13 protein-coding genes are annotated in these 15,773 nt (G+C 71.7%); 9 read left to right on the forward strand and 4 right to left on the reverse strand.

The features are described from left to right. The first annotated feature begins 252 nt into the window (after nt 1–252). Genes VZQ01_RS10550 through VZQ01_RS10560 form a run of 3 tightly spaced genes read left to right on the forward strand, consistent with a single transcriptional unit; the run spans nt 253 to nt 2,889 of the window. On the forward strand, nt 253–1,539 hold the full coding sequence (locus VZQ01_RS10550; RefSeq protein WP_426747751.1) for a LamB/YcsF family protein: 1,287 nt from the start codon (nt 253–255) through the stop codon (nt 1,537–1,539). Beyond that, nucleotides 1,539–2,411 carry a 5-oxoprolinase subunit C family protein gene (locus VZQ01_RS10555; protein WP_223784527.1) on the forward strand — a complete coding sequence of 291 codons (873 nt, stop codon included), beginning with the start codon at nt 1,539–1,541 and terminating at the stop codon, nt 2,409–2,411. The genes VZQ01_RS10550 and VZQ01_RS10555 overlap by 1 nt, the downstream gene beginning before the upstream one ends. Nucleotide 2,412: 1 nt before the next feature. After that, a complete protein-coding gene (locus VZQ01_RS10560) occupies nt 2,413–2,889 on the forward strand; it encodes a GNAT family N-acetyltransferase (protein WP_426747752.1) in 477 nt (158 codons plus the stop codon). Here VZQ01_RS10560 and VZQ01_RS10565 read toward each other — a convergent pair. After that, complete coding sequence (locus VZQ01_RS10565) at nt 2,868–4,121, reverse strand: sensor histidine kinase (protein WP_408891453.1); 1,254 nt, start codon at nt 4,119–4,121, stop codon at nt 2,868–2,870. The genes VZQ01_RS10560 and VZQ01_RS10565 overlap by 22 nt on opposite strands. Nucleotides 4,122–4,619: 498 nt before the next feature. Here VZQ01_RS10565 and VZQ01_RS10570 point away from each other — a divergent pair, with 498 nt between their 5' ends. From VZQ01_RS10570 to VZQ01_RS10585, 4 genes are all read left to right on the forward strand, one after another. Continuing rightward, nucleotides 4,620–5,180 carry an RNA polymerase sigma factor gene (locus tag VZQ01_RS10570; RefSeq protein WP_223748026.1) on the forward strand — a complete coding sequence of 187 codons (561 nt, stop codon included), beginning with the start codon at nt 4,620–4,622 and terminating at the stop codon, nt 5,178–5,180. After that, nucleotides 5,177–5,914 (forward strand): hypothetical protein, encoded by a 738-nt coding sequence (locus tag VZQ01_RS10575; RefSeq protein ID WP_223747882.1) that lies wholly within the window; start codon nt 5,177–5,179, stop codon nt 5,912–5,914. Before VZQ01_RS10570 ends, VZQ01_RS10575 begins: the two co-directional genes overlap by 4 nt. A 34-nt stretch (nt 5,915–5,948) precedes the next feature. Further along, a complete protein-coding gene (locus VZQ01_RS10580; RefSeq protein ID WP_223747881.1) occupies nt 5,949–6,491 on the forward strand; it encodes a hypothetical protein in 543 nt (180 codons plus the stop codon). Between the two features lie 67 nt (nt 6,492–6,558). After that, complete coding sequence (locus VZQ01_RS10585) at nt 6,559–9,393, forward strand: CHAT domain-containing protein (protein WP_426747753.1); 2,835 nt, start codon at nt 6,559–6,561, stop codon at nt 9,391–9,393. Here VZQ01_RS10585 and VZQ01_RS10590 read toward each other — a convergent pair. Further along, nucleotides 9,384–10,118: an amino acid ABC transporter ATP-binding protein gene (locus tag VZQ01_RS10590; RefSeq protein WP_223784523.1), complete on the reverse strand. Its 735-nt coding sequence runs from the start codon at nt 10,116–10,118 to the stop codon at nt 9,384–9,386. The two genes, VZQ01_RS10585 and VZQ01_RS10590, sit on opposite strands and share 10 nt — an antisense overlap. 8 nt (nt 10,119–10,126) lie before the next feature. After that, on the reverse strand, nt 10,127–11,602 hold the full coding sequence (locus tag VZQ01_RS10595; RefSeq protein WP_426747754.1) for an ABC transporter permease subunit: 1,476 nt from the start codon (nt 11,600–11,602) through the stop codon (nt 10,127–10,129). Between the two features lie 119 nt (nt 11,603–11,721). On the opposite strand from VZQ01_RS10595, the gene VZQ01_RS10600 reads away from it, so the two are divergent. Next, nucleotides 11,722–13,077 carry a hypothetical protein gene (locus tag VZQ01_RS10600; protein WP_426747755.1) on the forward strand — a complete coding sequence of 452 codons (1,356 nt, stop codon included), beginning with the start codon at nt 11,722–11,724 and terminating at the stop codon, nt 13,075–13,077. 4 nt (nt 13,078–13,081) lie between these two features. Here VZQ01_RS10600 and VZQ01_RS10605 read toward each other — a convergent pair whose 3' ends face one another. Next, on the reverse strand, nt 13,082–14,689 hold the full coding sequence (locus VZQ01_RS10605) for a sigma 54-interacting transcriptional regulator (protein WP_223747876.1): 1,608 nt from the start codon (nt 14,687–14,689) through the stop codon (nt 13,082–13,084). A gap of 285 nt (nt 14,690–14,974) precedes the next feature. Here VZQ01_RS10605 and VZQ01_RS10610 point away from each other — a divergent pair, with 285 nt between their 5' ends. After that, nucleotides 14,975–15,352 (forward strand): hypothetical protein, encoded by a 378-nt coding sequence (locus VZQ01_RS10610; protein WP_408891459.1) that lies wholly within the window; start codon nt 14,975–14,977, stop codon nt 15,350–15,352. The last annotated feature ends 421 nt before the right edge of the window (nt 15,353–15,773 follow it).

The raw sequence follows: 15,773 nt of genomic DNA on the forward strand, positions 1-15,773 counted from the left end.
CGCACGGCGAAGCCACCTCGCGCCCCGCGTGCCAGCCGCGCGGCATAATTCGCGCGAAATGACCCGAGAAAGCACGCCCCCACGTATCTGGGTTGGAAGTTCCTCGGGGTGTCTTTCGACAACACCGGGGCACGCGCCACCCCGGTGCCATCCGGCCCCTGCCCCGGGGTGGCGTGTGTAATCTTCCGAGTCCTCGCTGCGCTTCCCGGACAGAGGGCTGCGTCCGGGACGCGGCTCGCATAGCGTGGACGCATGACGGAGTGCCTCCTCAACATCGACCTGGGTGAGCTGCCCGACGAGGATGAGCGGCTCTACGCGCTCGCCCACGTGGCCAACATCGCCTGCGGCGCCCACGCGGGCGACGATGCGTCCATGCGCCGCGCGCTCGCCCTGTGCGCACGGCATGGCACCCGCGCCGGCGCGCATCCGTCCTACGAGGACCGGGAAGGCTTCGGACGCCGCGCGCTCGACGTGCCCCCCGAGGCGCTCCGTCGACAAGTCGCCCACCAGTGCGCCCGCCTGGCCCGCCTGGCCCGCGAGGAGCGCCTCCCCGTCAGCCATGCCAAGCCCCACGGCGCGCTCTACCACGCGGCCAATGCCTCACCCGCGCTCGCCCGCGCCGTGGTGGAGGGCATCGTCGAAGCGCTGGGCACCGGCGTCACCCTCATCGGCCCGCCCACGGGCGCGCTCGCCGACGCGGCGACCGACGCGGGCCTGTGCCTCGCGCGCGAGGGCTTCGCCGACCGAGGCACCCTCCCGGACGGCTCCCTGATTCCGCGCGGCCAGCCCGGCGCCGTGCTCACCGACCTGGCCAGGGTCCGCGAGAACACCGTGCGGCTGGTGACGGGTGGAGGCGTCGACACCGTCTGCGTCCACGGCGACACGCCCGGCGCGGTGGAGCTGGCCCGAGAGGTGCGCACGACGCTGGAGGCCCTCGCCCTGCCCCTGGAGCCCCTCGGCGACGGCGCGCTGCGCCTCGTGCTCCCCGCCGGAATCGAGCGACGCGCCGCGCGCGACGTGCTGCATGCGCTCGAGGGCGTGGTGGACGCCGTCGTCACCGAGGAGCACGCGTGCGTGTACTTCGACCCCGACAGGCCGCCCGCGGAGCCTCGACTGGCCCTCGCCCGGCTGCTGAGGGGGCCCGTGGCCACGCAAGCCGCCGCGCTCGTCACGCTGCGCGTGCGCTACGACGGCCCCGACCTGGAGAAGGTCTCCGAGCGGACGGGACTCTGCGTCGACGACGTGGCCCGGCTGCACACCGCGCGTGAGTACACGGTGCGCTGCGTGGGCTTCCTGCCCGGCTTCGCGTACCTGGGCGAGCTGGACCCGAGAATCGTCGTGCCCCGACTGCCCACGCCGCGCACGCGCGTGCCGGCGCTCGCGGTGGGCATCGCCGGAGGCCGCACGGGCGTGTACCCGTTCGCGTCCCCCGGCGGCTGGAACCTGATTGGCACGGCGCTGGACTTCACGGCCTTCCACCCGGACCGGGGCGCGGTACTGCAGCTCGGTGACAGGGTGCGCTTCGAGCGGGTGGACTGATGGCGGGCTGGTTGGACATCACGGCGATGCGGGCCCCCGCCACCGTGCAGGACGGCGGCAGGCCCGGACAGATGCACCATGGCGTCCCTCCCGGCGGAGCGGTGGTGCCGGAGCTGCTGGCGCGCGCCAACCGCGCGGTGGGCAACCGCTGGGACGCCGCCGCGCTGGAGTGCCTGGGCGCGCTGGAGCTGCGCGCGCGTGGCGCGCCCCTGCGCGTCTCGGTGGATGGCCATGAGCCCCACGCGCTCGATGAAGGCGAGGTCCTCCGCGTCCCCGCCTCCGAGCGCGCCAGCGTCAGCTACGTCGCGGTGGCCGGCGGCGTGGACGTGCCGGTGGTGCTCGGAGGCCGGGGCACCCTGCTGGTGGCGCGGCTGGGAGGACACGAGGGGCGGGTGCTGCGCCCGGGAGATTCGCTGCCTGTCGCGGACGCGCTCTCGCTCGCGATGCCCGTGGAGGGACCATGGGAGGCGTCGGGCCCCATCCGCCTGACGCTGGGCCCCGACACGCGCCACTTCGACTCGCTGATGGCGGCCTCGCTGCTGGGCGGCACCTTCACGGTGTCCAGCGCGAGCGACCGCGTGGGCATGCGGCTGCAGGGGCCCGCGCTCGCGCACGGCGACGAGGGCGCGAGGACCTCACGCCCCATGGTGCGCGGCGCCATCCAGGTGACGCTGTCGGGCGAGCCCATCATCCTCGGACCGGACCACCCCACCACGGGCGGCTATCCCGTCATCGCCACCGTCATCCGCGCGGACTGGGGACGGCTGGGAGCCCGGCGCGCGGGCACGTCCGTCGAGTTCCAGGCGGTGAGCCCGCGCGAGGCCCGCGAGGCCTGGCGCGAGCACGCGCGGCGCTTCCACGCGGAGAGCTGACATGGAGCTGCGCACCGAGCGGCTCGTCCTCCGGGACTTCCGGCGCGAGGACACCCCGAGCGTCCTCGCGTATCAATCCAAGCCCGCCTACCTGGAGCACTACGGCCACCCGCCGCCCACCGCGGACGACGTGCGCGCCTTCGTGGAGCTGCTGACCCGGTGGGCCCACGAGGTCCCCCGCGCGAAGTACCAGCTCGCCATCGCCCTGGAGGGCCGCGTCATCGGCACCTGCGGCGTGCGCAAGGCGTCCGCCGGGGACACCGTCGCGGAGTACGGCTGCGAGCTGGACCCGGCGTTCTGGGGCCACGGCTACGCGCACGAGGCCTCACGGGCGCTCATCACCTTCGGCTTCACCACGCTCGGCCTGCGGCGGCTCTTCGCGCTCACCCGGCCCCAGAACCGCGCCGCCATCCGGCTGGCGCAGGCCCTGGGCTTCCACGGCGTGAGCGACGAGCGCTACGAGCGCGGCCCGGACTGACCCGGCGCGCCCGTGGGGAGCGAGAAGGTGAACGTCGTCCCCAGCCCCAGCTGACTGCGCACGCTGACCGTGCCGCCGTGGGCCTCCACGATGCCCCGGGTGATGGAGAGCCCCAGGCCCACGCCGCTGCCCGGCGCGCGCGTCGTGGGGCGCTGGAACCGGTCGAACAGGACGGGCAGCAGCTCCGGGGAGATGCCCGCGCCGGTGTCCTCCACGCTCACCTCGACGACGTTCTCGCGCACCTGCGCCATCACCGTGATTCGTCCGCCCGCGGGCGTGAAGCGCACGGCGTTGCCCACCAGGTTGGAGAACACCTGGTGGATGCGGTCCGGATCACACCACACGTCGACGTCATGGGTGTGGTGGCGCAGCTCCAGGCCGATGCCCCGCTCCTGCGCCAGGGGCCCCAGCTCCGAGGCCTGCTCCATCAGCCGCGACAGCGCCATCGACTCCTGGCTCACGCGGAAGCCGCCGCCCTCGATGGCCGCGAAGTCCAGCAGGTCATGGATGAGCCGCTCCATGCGCAGCGCGGAGCGGTTGAGCGTGTCCAGGTGATGGCGCGCGCGCCCGTTGAGCGGGGCCAGGAGCGGCGCGAGCAATGACGTCGTCATCGTGATGACGCCCAGCGGGTTGCGCAAGTCGTGGGACACCATCGCCAGGAGCTCACCGCGCAGGCGCGTCTCCGACTCCGCCGCCTTGCGCGCGCGCCGCTCCGCGTCGTACAGCCGCCCGTTGTCCACCGCGACGGCGGCGGAGTCCGCGAGCGCCTGGAGCAGCGCCACCTCGCGCGCGCCCGGCATGCGCCGCTCCGCCCAGTACGCGCCGATGGCGCCCACCGGGTCCGCGCGGCGCACGGGCACCATGACCAGGCTCTTCACGAAGGTGGAGCGGTAGACGTCGTGCGGGATGCGCTCGTCCGCGGAGATGTCCTCGATGACCGCCGCCTCGCCATGGAGGATGGCCCAGCCGGAGATGCACGCGTGGATGGGGAAGCGCCGTCCCTTCCACAAGGGCGCGATGGCCTCCTCGTCCGCGTAGTGGACCATGTCCCCTTCGCGCAGCACGAACGTGACGCCGTCCGCGCCACTGAGCTGTCGGGCCGCGCGGCGCACCAGCGCCATCACGTCCTCCAGCTCCCTCAGATGGGACAGCTCCTGCACCACTTCCAACAACACCAGCGCGTCATCGAATGTCAGCGCCTCGAGTGGCAAACGTTCCTGAAACCTTCTCAAGGACGACCTCCCTGGGAGCAAGACTCAGCCAACACCTCCGAAAGGAAGGACGTTCACTCGCTCGCCGCGCCCGCCAGGGAAGCGGCCTGGCGACCTGCCTCCATCCGTCCTGTCTCCACACCCTTCCACACCCCTCGTTCCCGCAGGAACGGAAAAAGTTGCAACCGCGCGCGCCCCTGGAAGGTTCCGCTGCGCCCGTTCAGAAAAGCGAGCACCCGGGTGAGGGGAAAAAAGCGGGGGTTTCGTTCAGGGGACAGGTGCGCATCCCGGCCCGTCATGACGACGACCGGGTGCCCCTTCCGAGAGGCTCCCCGTGTCATCGCATCAGGACGTCGCCCTTCGCCTCCGCCGCTCGGACAGCCCCCATCCCCGCGGTGACGCCCGCACGCGCTGCCGCCGGCACCCCGTGGCGCGGCGCCGCGAGCACCGCCGTGCGCGAGTCTCCGTCACGCTTGCCGCGGGAGGAGCCTTTCGATGACCATGAGCTTTCCCCGGAGGATGGTCCACGTGGAGCCACGACCGAGACCGACCCAGGCCGCGGGCGCCCTGCTCGATGACGAGCTGGAGAAGCTCCGAAGGGATTTGACCCACGCCGTCGCGCGGGTCTGCCCTCCCCGCCTGGCCGAGCGGCGCGACGACCTGGTGCAGACGGCGATGATGCGTGTCATGGAGCTGCAGCGGCGCGAGCCCGAGCGCTCCAAGCTGGCCCCCGCGTACCTGTACCGCGTCGCGTACACCGCGCTGGTGGACGAACTGCGCGGAGTGCAGCGGCGCAAGGAGGTGGCGCTGGAGGAGGTGGAGTCACTGCCCGAGTCGCCGGTGGCCTCGGGTGACCCGGAGCGCTCCGCGGGCTCCTCGCAGATTGCCCGCGCGGTGCGCGACTGCCTCAAGCGACTGGTCCAGGACCGACGGCTGGCGGTGACGCTGTACCTGCAGGGCCACACCGTCCCGGAGGCCGCGGAGCTGTTGGGTTGGGATGGGAAGCGTACCGAGAACCTCGTCTACCGCGGACTGGGCGGCCTGCGCGCCTGCCTCTCCGCGAAGGGATTCGAGCCGTGAGCGAGCACCGACGCGACGACACCGTGGTTCCCGAGGAGGCCACCGTCGAGCGCCTGCGCGCCGTGGTGCGCGGCGAGGACGCCCCCGAGGACGCAAGCTCGCCGGTGGACCCGGACCTCATCTGGCGCGCGGTGAGTGGAGAGCTGCCGGCCGAGGAGCGCCGGGCCGTGGTGGAGCGCGTGGCGGCCGACCCCGCCTGGGCCGCGGCGTGGCGGCTGGCGCACGAGCTGAACCGCGCCTCCCGCCGGTCCACCTCCGACGAGCGCGACGACGGCCAGGGCTTTCGGGCCCGGAGGAGCCGTGGCAGGGCGCGCGACGAGCGGCGGTTCCGCTTCGCGTGGAGCCGGCCCATGTGGGGCGCGGTGGCCACCGCGGCGCTGGTGCTGGTGGTGGTGGCCGTCAGGCTCCCGGAGGACGCCGACGCGCCGAACCTGCGGGGCAGGGACACCGCGGGGCTGGTCTCGCGCGTGCCCGAGGACGCGCCGCTGCGAAGGAATGACTGTGTCCTGCGTTGGAGCGGTGGGGTCGAGGGGACGCGCTGGTCGGTGCGGCTGTCCACCGAGGACCTGGGCTGGGTGCACCGCGCGGACTCGCTGGAGCAGAGCGAGTACCGCGTGCCGGAGTCGGTGCTCGCGCCGCTGAAGTCGGGCACGAAGCTGCTGTGGCAGGTGGAGGCGCGGCTGCCGGAGGGTCAGGTGCTCAGGAGCGCCACCTTCGTCAACCGCGTGGAGTGAAATCATGGTGGGGAATCACGAAGGGGGACGCCTCATGAAGACGAAGCATGCGATGACGATGCGAGGATGGATTCGCGGGGGACTGCTGACGCTGGCGCTGGGCCTCTCCGCGCAGGCCTGGGGACAGGCGACGACGTACACGAGCGGGAGGACCCCCTCCATCGCCGGCGAGAGCGGCGACACGGTGGTGTTCTCCGTGGTGGAGAACGCGGTGCGCACCGGGGCGACCCAGTCCGTGGTGCTCCAGGTCGTCGATGCGAGCACGGGCGCGGTGCTCGCGCAGACGCAGGGGACGGTGGGGCCGGACGCGCCGATGCGGCTGTTCTATCGGCCCTCGGTGAGTGGCCCCGTGTATGGACGCGCCTTCGCGCCCACCACCGGGCCGCAGCTCTCCGTGCCCGTCCTCACCGTGGAGCGCTGGGACCCACGCTCCCCGACGGGGTGGAGCTACCCGCAGACCTGCCACTGGGAGCTGGTCCCCATCATGCCGGAGCCGGACCGCCCCGACGGCCCCACCACGGTTCGCGTCTGCGTTCCCGATGACCCGCCCCCCACCCAGGTCCGCGCGGCCCCGTAGGGATGAGATGAGTCCGACGCGACGGCTCCGGCGCGGCACCGAGCACCTCCTCACCCTCGTGGTGGGGATGCTGCTCGTCGTGTGTCCGGCCGTCGCGTCCGCCGCGGAGGATGGGCGGGCCCCCGCGCCCACCCTCGTCGACTGCCAGGAGCGCTTCGCGGCCCGTCCCGATGAGCAGGCGGCGGTGATGTGCTTCTACGAATGCGCGCAGGTCCCCCAGGCGCGGGACACCGTCCGACGGGCGTTGATCTCGCTGGGGGAGAAGCACCCGTCGAACGGGTGGCTCGCCCTGGTGCTCGGCCACGTGGAGTTCCTGTCGGACCGCAAGGCCGCCGAGGCGGCCTATCTGCGCGCGGCGGACCTCTTCCACGAGCGACAGGACGCGGAGGGCGAGGTGCTGGCGTCCATCAACCTGCGCTCCATCCTGCTCAAGCAGCGGCGCACGGAGGAGGCCCTGTCCTGGACGCACCGCGTGGGAGAGGTGGCGCGCGCCTCGGGCAAGCCCGACCTGCTCGCCCGCGCGCTCATCGTCGAGGCCAGCCACCTGCACGACGTGGAGCATGACCTGGGCCGCGCCGTCCGCGTGCTCAAGCGCGCCGAGCCGCTCACCTTCCCCGACGGCGCTCCAGGCTTGCAGAAGCAGTACCTGACGCTGCTCCACTCCATCAGCGAGCGGCTGGGGTGGCTGGAGGAGGCCACCGAGGCCTCGGTGCGGCTGGCGGAGGTGGCGCGCGGCTCACGCGACCTCTTCTCGGAGGCGCGCGCGCGGCACTCCCTCGCCAACCTCATGACGCGCCGGCACCTGCGCGACAGGGCGCCCGAGACGCGCGCCCAGGCGCTGCGCATGGCCCGGGAGGCGCTGGTCGCCGCGCGCAACGCGGGTGTCCAGCAGCTGGAGGCGAAGGCGCTGCGGCTCATCGCCGACCTGCTCGGCGACAGCCCGGAGGAGCAGCGCGAGGCGGAGGCGCTGCTGCGGCAGTGCATGCGCATCGCGGAGGAGCTGGCCTCGGACGAGCGGAAGATTTCGTGCCTGTGGACTCGCGCGGAGCGCAGGGCCCACGACGACCCGGTCGGCGCCATCCAGGACTCGGAGGAGTCCATCCAGCTGGCGCTCGGTGTCCCGGACCCGCTGATTCTCGCCCTGGCCCTGCGGGGGCGCGCGCAGGTGGCGTACCTGACGCAGGCGCTCCCCATGGCGCTGGAGCACGCCGAGCGCGCCCTCGACGCGGTGGAGTCCCTGCGGGCCTCGCAGAGCGACGCCCTCATCCAGGCGGAGCTGTTCGCCAGCTGGGCGAGCGACTACCACCGGCTCGCGGGGTGGACGCTGGAGGCGGGCGGCGCCACGGGGAAGAGCGTGCTGATCAACCCGCGCGAGGCCCTGAGCCGGGCCTTCGCCCTGAGCGAGCGCATGCGGGCCCGCAGCCTGCTGGACGCGCTCGTGGCCTCACACGCGCTCGCGGCCGTGGAGGAGACCCCGAAGCACAAGGCCCAGCGCGACGAGGTGCGCGGGCGGCTGACGGCGGTGCAGCGCAAGCTGCTGGAGCCGACGCGCACCGCGGAGCAGCGGGAGGCGGCGCTGCGCGAGCTCCAGGAGCTGGAGCGCATCGAGCGGGATTTGCGTCCCGCGCCGCGCCAGGGCGCCCGGGAGTTCGCTTCACTGGAGAGCATCGAGCAGGGGCTCGGCGAGGACGAGGCCCTGCTGGCGTTCCTGGTGGGCGACGACACGGACACGCGCGGCGGCTTCGCGGGCGGCGCGTGGGTGCTGGCGGTGACGAGGAGCGGGACGCGCGCGCACCGCATCCCGGAGCGGGCGCTCCTGACGCCGGCCATCGCGCTGTTCTCGGGACTGCTGGAGCGGCGCGACGGCTCCGAGGCGGGCGCGGCGGCGGCCCTGTACACCCAGCTGCTCGGCCCCGCGCTCGCGCAGCTGCCCGCCGGGGTGCGTCGCCTGATGGTGGTGCCGGACGGTCCGCTGCATGACCTGCCCTTCGCCACGCTGAGACAAGGCGCGGACGGGCCACCGCTCGTCTCGCGCTACGAGCTGTCCCTGGTGCCCTCCGCGAGCCTGTGGCGTCACTGGCGCCAGGCCGCCGTGCGCCCCCCGGGAGGCCAGGCCCTGGTGCTCGCGGACCCGGACCGCAGCGTGCGCGTGTCGGACGCGCGCGTGGTCGCCAGGGAGCGCATGACGGTGTTCGCCGAGGCCGCGCGCGTCGGAGCGCTGCCCGAGGCCCGGCGCGAGGGCCGCGCGGTGGTGGAGGCCCTGCAAGGCACGCAGGTGACCCCGGACCTGCGCACGGGCACCGCGGCCTCCGAGCGCGCGCTCAAGCGCGCGGAATTGGAACGGGTGAGGGTGCTGCACGTGGCGGCGCACGCCGTCGTCGACGCCGAGGCCCCCGAGCGCTCGGCGCTGGTGCTCGCCCCGGGCAGCGAGCAGGAGGACGGCATCCTCCAGCCGCGTGAAATCGCGGAGCTGGGCCTCCAGGGCGCGCTGGTGGTGCTGTCGGCATGTCGCAGCGCCTCTGGCGCGGTGCTGCCGGGCGAAGGCGTGCTCAGCCTGTCACGCGCCTTCTTCGAGGCGGGCTCGCGCGCGGTGGTGGCCAGCCTGTGGCCCCTGCGCGACGACGAGGCCGCGGACCTGGTGGCGCGCTTCTACCAATACCTGGCTCAGGGCCTTAGCAGCTCCGCGGCCCTGAGGCGCGCGCAGCTCGACGCCATCGACGACGGCCTGCCCGCGGCGGCCTGGGCGGGGCTCGTGGTGCTGGGGGACGCGTCGCTCACGGTGACGCCGCCGCGCGAGGGCCCCCTGCCCTCCCTCCTCCTGCTGGGAGTCGCTGCGCTCGCCGGGGTGCTCCTGCTGGGCCTCGTCGGGTGGCGGTGGCGCTCCCGCCTGACTCACCGCTGAAGCAGGCGCGCGAGGAACTCGCGGGTGCGCGGGTGCTGGGGCTCGCGCAGCACCTGCTGGGGGCTGCCCTCCTCCACCACCTTGCCCGCGTCCATGAACAGCACGCGGTGGGCGACGTCCGCCGCGAAGCCCATCTCGTGCGTCACCACGCACATCGTCATCCCCTCTCGCGCGAGCGTGCGCATGACCTCCAGCACCTCGCCCACCAGCTCCGGGTCCAGCGCGCTCGTCGGCTCGTCGAAGAGCATCAGCTCCGGCTTCATCGCCAGCGCCCGCGCGATTGCCACCCGCTGCTGCTGTCCGCCGGAGAGCTGCGCCGGGTACGCCTGTGCGCGCGCGTCCAGGTGCACCATCCCCAGCATGCGGCGGCCGAGCGCCTCGGCGTCCGCGTCCGACAGCCCCAGCACCCTGCGCGGCGCGAGCGTCACGTTGTCCAGCGCGCTCAGGTGGGGAAACAGGTGGAAGCGCTGGAACACCATGCCCACCCGGCGGTGCAGCGCCTGCAGCGAGCGCGGGTCATCGCGCACGGGCGTTCCGCCCACCACGACCTCCCCCTCCGACGGCACCTCCAGTCCGCACAGGCAGCGCAGGAGCGTGGACTTGCCGCAGCCGGAGGGCCCGACGAAGACGACCACCTCTCCGGGCTGCACCGTGAGGTCCACGCCCTTGAGGACCTCCAGCGCGCCGAAGCGCTTGTGCAGATTGCGAACCTCGACGAGCGCCATGGCCTTCCTCACGCCTGACGGTGGAGGCGCTTCTCCAGCGCCGAGGCCAGCCGCGTCAGCGGCAGCGTGGCCATGAGATAGAACAGCGCCACCAGCGGCCAGACGGCGAGCGGCGCGGCCAGCTGGCTCGCCAGCTCCTGCCCCGCCCGCGTCAGCTCCGCCATGCCGATGATGGACACCAGCGAGGAGTCCTTGAGCAGGGCGATGCCCTCGTTGGTCAGCGGCGGCAGCACGTTGCGCACCGCCTGCGGCAGGATGACGTGGCGCATGACCTGCGCGCGGCTCAGGCCCAGCGCCCGCGCCGCCTCCTCCTGCCCCGGGTCCACCGAGGCGATGCCCGCCCGGAAGATTTCGGCGACGTACGCCGCGCTGTTGAGCGTCAGCGCCAGCACCGCCGCCAGCATCGGCGCCAGGTCCACGCCGAGCAGCTGCGGCAGCGCGTAGTAGATGAAGATGATTTGCACCAGCAGCGGCGTTCCACGAAGCCCCTCGACGTAGGCCGCGCACAGCCACGACAGCGGCTTGAAGCGCACACGCCGCCCCAGCGCCACCGCCAGCCCCAGGGGCAGCCCGGACACGAGCGCCAGCAGCGTGAGCCCCAGCGTCAGCCCCAGCCCCCGCGCCAGCCGCCACGCCACCTTTCCCCAGGGCACCTCCGCTCGCGCTCCCTGGGCCTTCTGCGCCGCCTCGCCGAAGTAGCGCTCCTCCAGCGCGGCGAACCTCCCGTTGTCGCGCAGCCGCTGGAGCGCGCCGTCCACCGCCTCGCGCAGCGCGGTGTCATCCGGCCGCAGCGCGATGCCGTAGTGCTCCTCGGTGAGCAGCCCGCCCGCGGCGCGGAGGCCCTCGAAGCCGTGGGCGAGGAAGTAGCGCAGCGTCGGCCCGTCCCCCACCACGCCCGCGAGGTTGCCGTTGCGCAGGTCCTGGAGCGCCAGGTCGATGCTCGGATACTGCCGCACCTGGATGTCCGGGTACTTCTCCAGCACCAGCGAGGCGCTCGTGTTGATCTGGATGCCCGCCGTCTTGCCTCGCAGCGTCTCGATGCCGGTGACGGACGTGTCGCCCTGGCGCACCACCACCAGCTGGCCCGCCGTGTAGTACGGCGTGGAGAAGCCCAGCCGCTGCTGGCGCTCGGGCGTGATGGTCACCGCCGAAATCACCAGGTCGAACTTGCCGGCCATCAGCGCGGGGAACACGCCGTCAAAGGACGTGTTCGTCCACGCCACCTTCGCGCCGAGCTCCTCGGCGACGAGCGCGCCCAGCTCGATGTCGAAGCCCACCAGCTCGCCGTCCTTCACGGACTCGAACGGCGGGTAGGTCGCGTCCGTGCCGATGCGCAGCGTCTTCCCCGTCCAGTTGCTCCGGTCGGCGGGAGCGTCCTGGCGGCCACAGCCGAGCCCCACGAGCACCAGCAATCCCCAGGCGAGGCAGGACAGGACGCGCCCACGAAGGGGGGCCCAGAGGGAACAGAGGCGGTGGCGCGGCATGGGACGAACCGCTCACATGCACAACATTCCCTGTCCTTTCAAGGACTTCCGCAGGGGCCGGACCAGCCCTGACAGCCGCGCAACTTCCGCCCTCCTCGGAGCGATACTTCCTCCACATCATGAAGACCCCCATCTCCGGCCCCCGCGTCCAGCCCCGTCCGCTCGAGACCCCCGCAGCGCCCCCGCCTCGCAACGAGGTGAAGCCGCAGGCTCCGGTGGCGCGAGGTGACTCCCGCGACGTGTCCCGCTTCGACGTGGGCACGCCCCAGAAGCCGGTGGTGGCGCTGACCCCGCCCGTCGCGCCCCAGGGCACGCAGGTGGCCCCGGGCAGCTACCCCAGCGTGGCGGACGTGAAGGCCATCTCCTCCATCCAGGACCCGGTGGCGCGCAACTACGCCATCACCCAGGGCTACTCGGACCTGTCCAACGCGCTGGGGCAGATGCTGGGCAAGGAGAACGCCAACTGGTCCACCTTCGCGACCTGGGCCTCGAAGCAGGCGGGCGTGAGCATCCGCAACGAGGACATGCCCAGGTTCCTCACGGACGCGCTGCAGAAGGCCGGGGACTTGGCCGGTCCGCTGAAGAAGGTGGACGACGTGCTGCGCAAGGTGGGCCTGCCCGCGCTGCCGCTGGGTGACATCGCCGCGGCGGGCAAGGAGGCGCTCGACAACGTCAGCGGCTCCATCGCCGAGGGCAACCAGTTCGTCTTCAACGAGGTGGGCCAGGAGTTCGCCCGCTTCATCGAGACCTTCCAGGGCGACACGTCGTACGACGCGGCGAAGGCGCAGAAGTACCTGGACGGCTTCGCGAAGGACAAGCCGGTGCTGAAGGAGGCCTTCGCGCACTACACGAAGGCCATGTTCGAGAAGGACCCGAACAAGAAGGCGGAGCTGATGCTGCTGGCCAACGACAAGATTGGCCTGCACGAGCAGACGCAGCTGCAGGGCTTCGTGGAGAAGGCGCTCAACTCGCCGGTGCACGACACCTTCCGCAACGTGCTCAAGCAGAGCATCGAGTCGGGCATCAACGGGCTGCCCTTCCCGGCGAGGCTCGCGGGCCAGGCCGCGCTGAAGACGGGCCTGGTGGACGCGGCGCTCGGCCCCGTGGTGGACGCGACGGCGACCGTGTTCCGTCGGCTCGCCACCGAGCACATGATGAAGCTGGCGGTGCCGGGTGGCGCGCTGAAGCTGGGCAACGATCTGCCGCCGCCCGCGGGCATGGAGTCGACGCTCTTCCCGCCGCACCTGCGCTCCATCGAGAACCCGGAGCTGCGCGCGCTGCTCGGCAAGCTGGACTCCAGCCCCGACAGCCTCAAGGGCACCGCGGCCAAGGACTGGAGCAAGCTGGACCAGCGGATGGACTACATCATCGACCTGTTCCGCACGCGCCAGTCGGACCCGCACCTGTTCGACGCGCCGTTCGGCAAGACGGGCACCATGTACCCGCTGCCGGCCACGCAGCCGCGCGGCGGCTGAGCCGTCAGACCTCGTCCACCACGAACTGCTCCTGCCGGGCGATGCCGAGCTTCTTCATCCGGCTCTGGAGCGTGGAGGGCTTGAGGCCGAGCAGCGCCGCGGCGCCACCGGCTCCATAGACGCGGCCCCGGGTGAGGGAGAGCACGTGCAGGATGTGCTCGCGCTGGACCGCCGCCAGCGTCAGCACGGAGCCGGGCTTCATCGTCGCGTCCACCCCACCGGGGACCGCGGAGGCCTCGAGCTGCGGCGCGCTGCTGGTGGCGCCCGCGTGCGAGGTGATGTCGAAGGACGAGGGCCCCAGCTCCGTGCCGGTCGCGAGGATGGTGGCGCGCTCCAGGGCGTTGGCCAGCTCGCGCAGGTTGCCGGGCCACTCGTAGGACGCGAGCCGGGCGAGCCCCGCGGGGGACACGCGCATGCCGCGACGTCCGGTGCGCCGGGCCTGCTCCTCGAGGAGGAACGCGCACAGCTGCGGCAGGTCCTCGCGCCGCTCACGCAAGGGCGGCAGGCGCAGGGGAAAGACGCTCAGGCGGTAGTAGAGGTCCTCGCGGAAGCGCTTCTCGGCGATGGCGCGCTGCAGGTCCACGTGGGTGGCGGCGAGGATGCGCACGTCCGCGCGCACGGTCTTGTCGCTGCCCACGGGCTCGAAGGCCTTCTCCTGGAGGGCGCGCAGGAGCTTGGCCTGGAGCTCGACGGGCAGCTCGCCCACCTCGTCGAGCAGGAGCGTGCCGCCGTGGGCCATCTGGAAGCGGCCCGCGCGGTCCTTGGTGGCGCCGGTGAAGGCGCCCTTCACGTGGCCGAAGAGCTCGCTCTCCAGCAGGCCCGCGGGGATGGCGGCGCAGTTGAGGGTGACGAAGGGCTCGTCCGCGCGGGAGCTCCAGCGGTGGATGGCGCGCGCGAGGCGCTCCTTGCCGGTGCCCGTCTCGCCGGTGATGAGGACGGGGGTGTCCGTCTCGGCCACCTGCCGGGCGCGCCGGGCGAGGTCGCGCATCACGGTGCTGAGGGAGGTCTCCAGGATGCCCTCGGACTCGCCGCCGAGCTGGGCCTCAAGCAGCTTGGCGTGCTCGTGGTCCTGGCGGTGGAGGCGCTCGAAGGTGGCGCGCTGCTCGGCGGCCTGGAGGGCGGTGGCAAGCATCTGACCGTAGACCTCGACCAGGTCCACCACGGGCTGCGGGTAGGTCTCGCACTCGGCGCGGTCGAGCGTGAGGACGCCGTAGGAGCGCTCGCCCGCACACAGGGGGACGACCATGCAGGCGTGGCCCGGGGGCAGGTCGAGGACGCCGTCGAACGGGTCTCCGTCGCCGTGGGAGTGGTCCTCCTCGGTGAAGGCGCGGGCGCGGCGGGTCTCCAGGGCCTGGCGCAGGGAGGGGAACTCCGAGAGCGGCAGGGCGTGGTGGCGCACCTTGGCGTTGGCGAGCGGGCCGCGCGCGGCCACGGAGACGAGCTTGCCGTCCCGCAGGAGGAACAGGGTCGCCAGGTCGAAGCGCACCACGCGCGTCAGCCAGTCGAGCCCGCGACGCAGCAGCTCCTCCACCGAGTCCTCGGTGGTCGCCAGTTCCACCAGGTCCCGCGCGTCCTTCACGCCCTCGACTCGGCCCGACAGTTCATCCGCCATGAGGCGATGGATAATAGCGTTCCACCGAAATTGCAGTGCCCAGGCACCGGGATTTCGTGGTCTTTGCGGGCGACCGTCGAATTCCGACGTTGAACGACCTATGTAAGTGCCTGAAATAACTAAGAACCACCTCCGATCAGAACTAGGGCCAGACCTGGTTCCTGCCTTGCTGCCTACCAAGCACGAAAGAGATGATGGCGAACTTCCCCTACTTTGCTCCACCTTGCGTTTGGACTCAGTCCGAACTATCTCTGCACCGTGTCCGCAAGGAGACCGACCCATGACTTGGAGACAGCAAAGGCTCTGGTAGCTGCCGGAGGGTATGAATACGACTCTGGAAAGAGCTGCATGCAGGTGCTTTTGGAGGAACTCGCTTCGATGGTCGAAGCCGTCGAGTTCATCGAAGCGGCCTTCACGCTCGTGACATCGGGGGACTACTTCGGAACAATTGAAATCAACACGGCAGGGATCCGCGGCGTCTACGACGAGTACGCGTTCTCAGTGTCCGAGGAGCTATTCGAGAAGTTTGGGCTCCGAAAACGAAATTGGTATCTCAAGTTCAAGATCACCGAAGTCAGGGCCAAGAAGGTCTTCGTACTTTCACTGCACCCTCTCTACAAGCTCGCAAAAGATCGTATCGCCGGCCCACTAGGGCCTGGTTGAGGACATACATGGAGAATAGACCCTGCCCATCCTGTGAGCGAGGAACCCTCATTGACCGTGGAGGGAAAGGGCGTCGCTTCCCACACCGAATCTTTCGTGAGCTGGAGCTTCCGGAGGATGTTGAACTCCCGACTTGCGACTTCTGCGGAAAGATCATCTTCAATCCCCGAGTGGCGGCAACCTTCGATGAAGGGATGTCACGCGCGTACCAGGAGCGGCTCTCGCAGCTTATATCTGAGTCGCTTTCGGCACTCGCTCCAGCCGTGGTGAGCCAGCAAGAGTTAGAGCGCACACTCGGACTGTCGCGTGGGTATATCTCGAAGCTGAAGGGCGGCAAGGAGAGTTCTCCTGTTATTGCAGGATTACTGGGCCTACTCGCAGAAGACCCAGAGTCTCGCCTTCGTGAACTCGAGAGACTGTG

The organism is Myxococcus faecalis (genome assembly GCF_050039385.1).
GTDB lineage: Bacteria > Myxococcota > Myxococcia > Myxococcales > Myxococcaceae > Myxococcus > Myxococcus fulvus.

What these genes read in the sequence shown, in the direction of transcription:
- VZQ01_RS10570 (WP_223748026.1), top strand. Translation starts at nt 4,620, where the DNA reads ATGGTCCACGTGGAGCCACGACCGAGACCGACCCAGGCCGCGGGCGCC.
- VZQ01_RS10590 (WP_223784523.1), bottom strand. Translation starts at nt 10,118, where the DNA reads ATGGCGCTCGTCGAGGTTCGCAATCTGCACAAGCGCTTCGGCGCGCTG.
- VZQ01_RS10560 (WP_426747752.1), top strand. Translation starts at nt 2,413, where the DNA reads ATGGAGCTGCGCACCGAGCGGCTCGTCCTCCGGGACTTCCGGCGCGAG.
- VZQ01_RS10580 (WP_223747881.1), top strand. Translation starts at nt 5,949, where the DNA reads ATGAAGACGAAGCATGCGATGACGATGCGAGGATGGATTCGCGGGGGA.
- VZQ01_RS10550 (WP_426747751.1), top strand. Translation starts at nt 253, where the DNA reads ATGACGGAGTGCCTCCTCAACATCGACCTGGGTGAGCTGCCCGACGAG.
- VZQ01_RS10605 (WP_223747876.1), bottom strand. Translation starts at nt 14,689, where the DNA reads ATGGCGGATGAACTGTCGGGCCGAGTCGAGGGCGTGAAGGACGCGCGG.
- VZQ01_RS10600 (WP_426747755.1), top strand. Translation starts at nt 11,722, where the DNA reads ATGAAGACCCCCATCTCCGGCCCCCGCGTCCAGCCCCGTCCGCTCGAG.
- VZQ01_RS10595 (WP_426747754.1), bottom strand. Translation starts at nt 11,602, where the DNA reads ATGCCGCGCCACCGCCTCTGTTCCCTCTGGGCCCCCCTTCGTGGGCGC.
- VZQ01_RS10585 (WP_426747753.1), top strand. Translation starts at nt 6,559, where the DNA reads ATGCTGCTCGTCGTGTGTCCGGCCGTCGCGTCCGCCGCGGAGGATGGG.
- VZQ01_RS10555 (WP_223784527.1), top strand. Translation starts at nt 1,539, where the DNA reads ATGGCGGGCTGGTTGGACATCACGGCGATGCGGGCCCCCGCCACCGTG.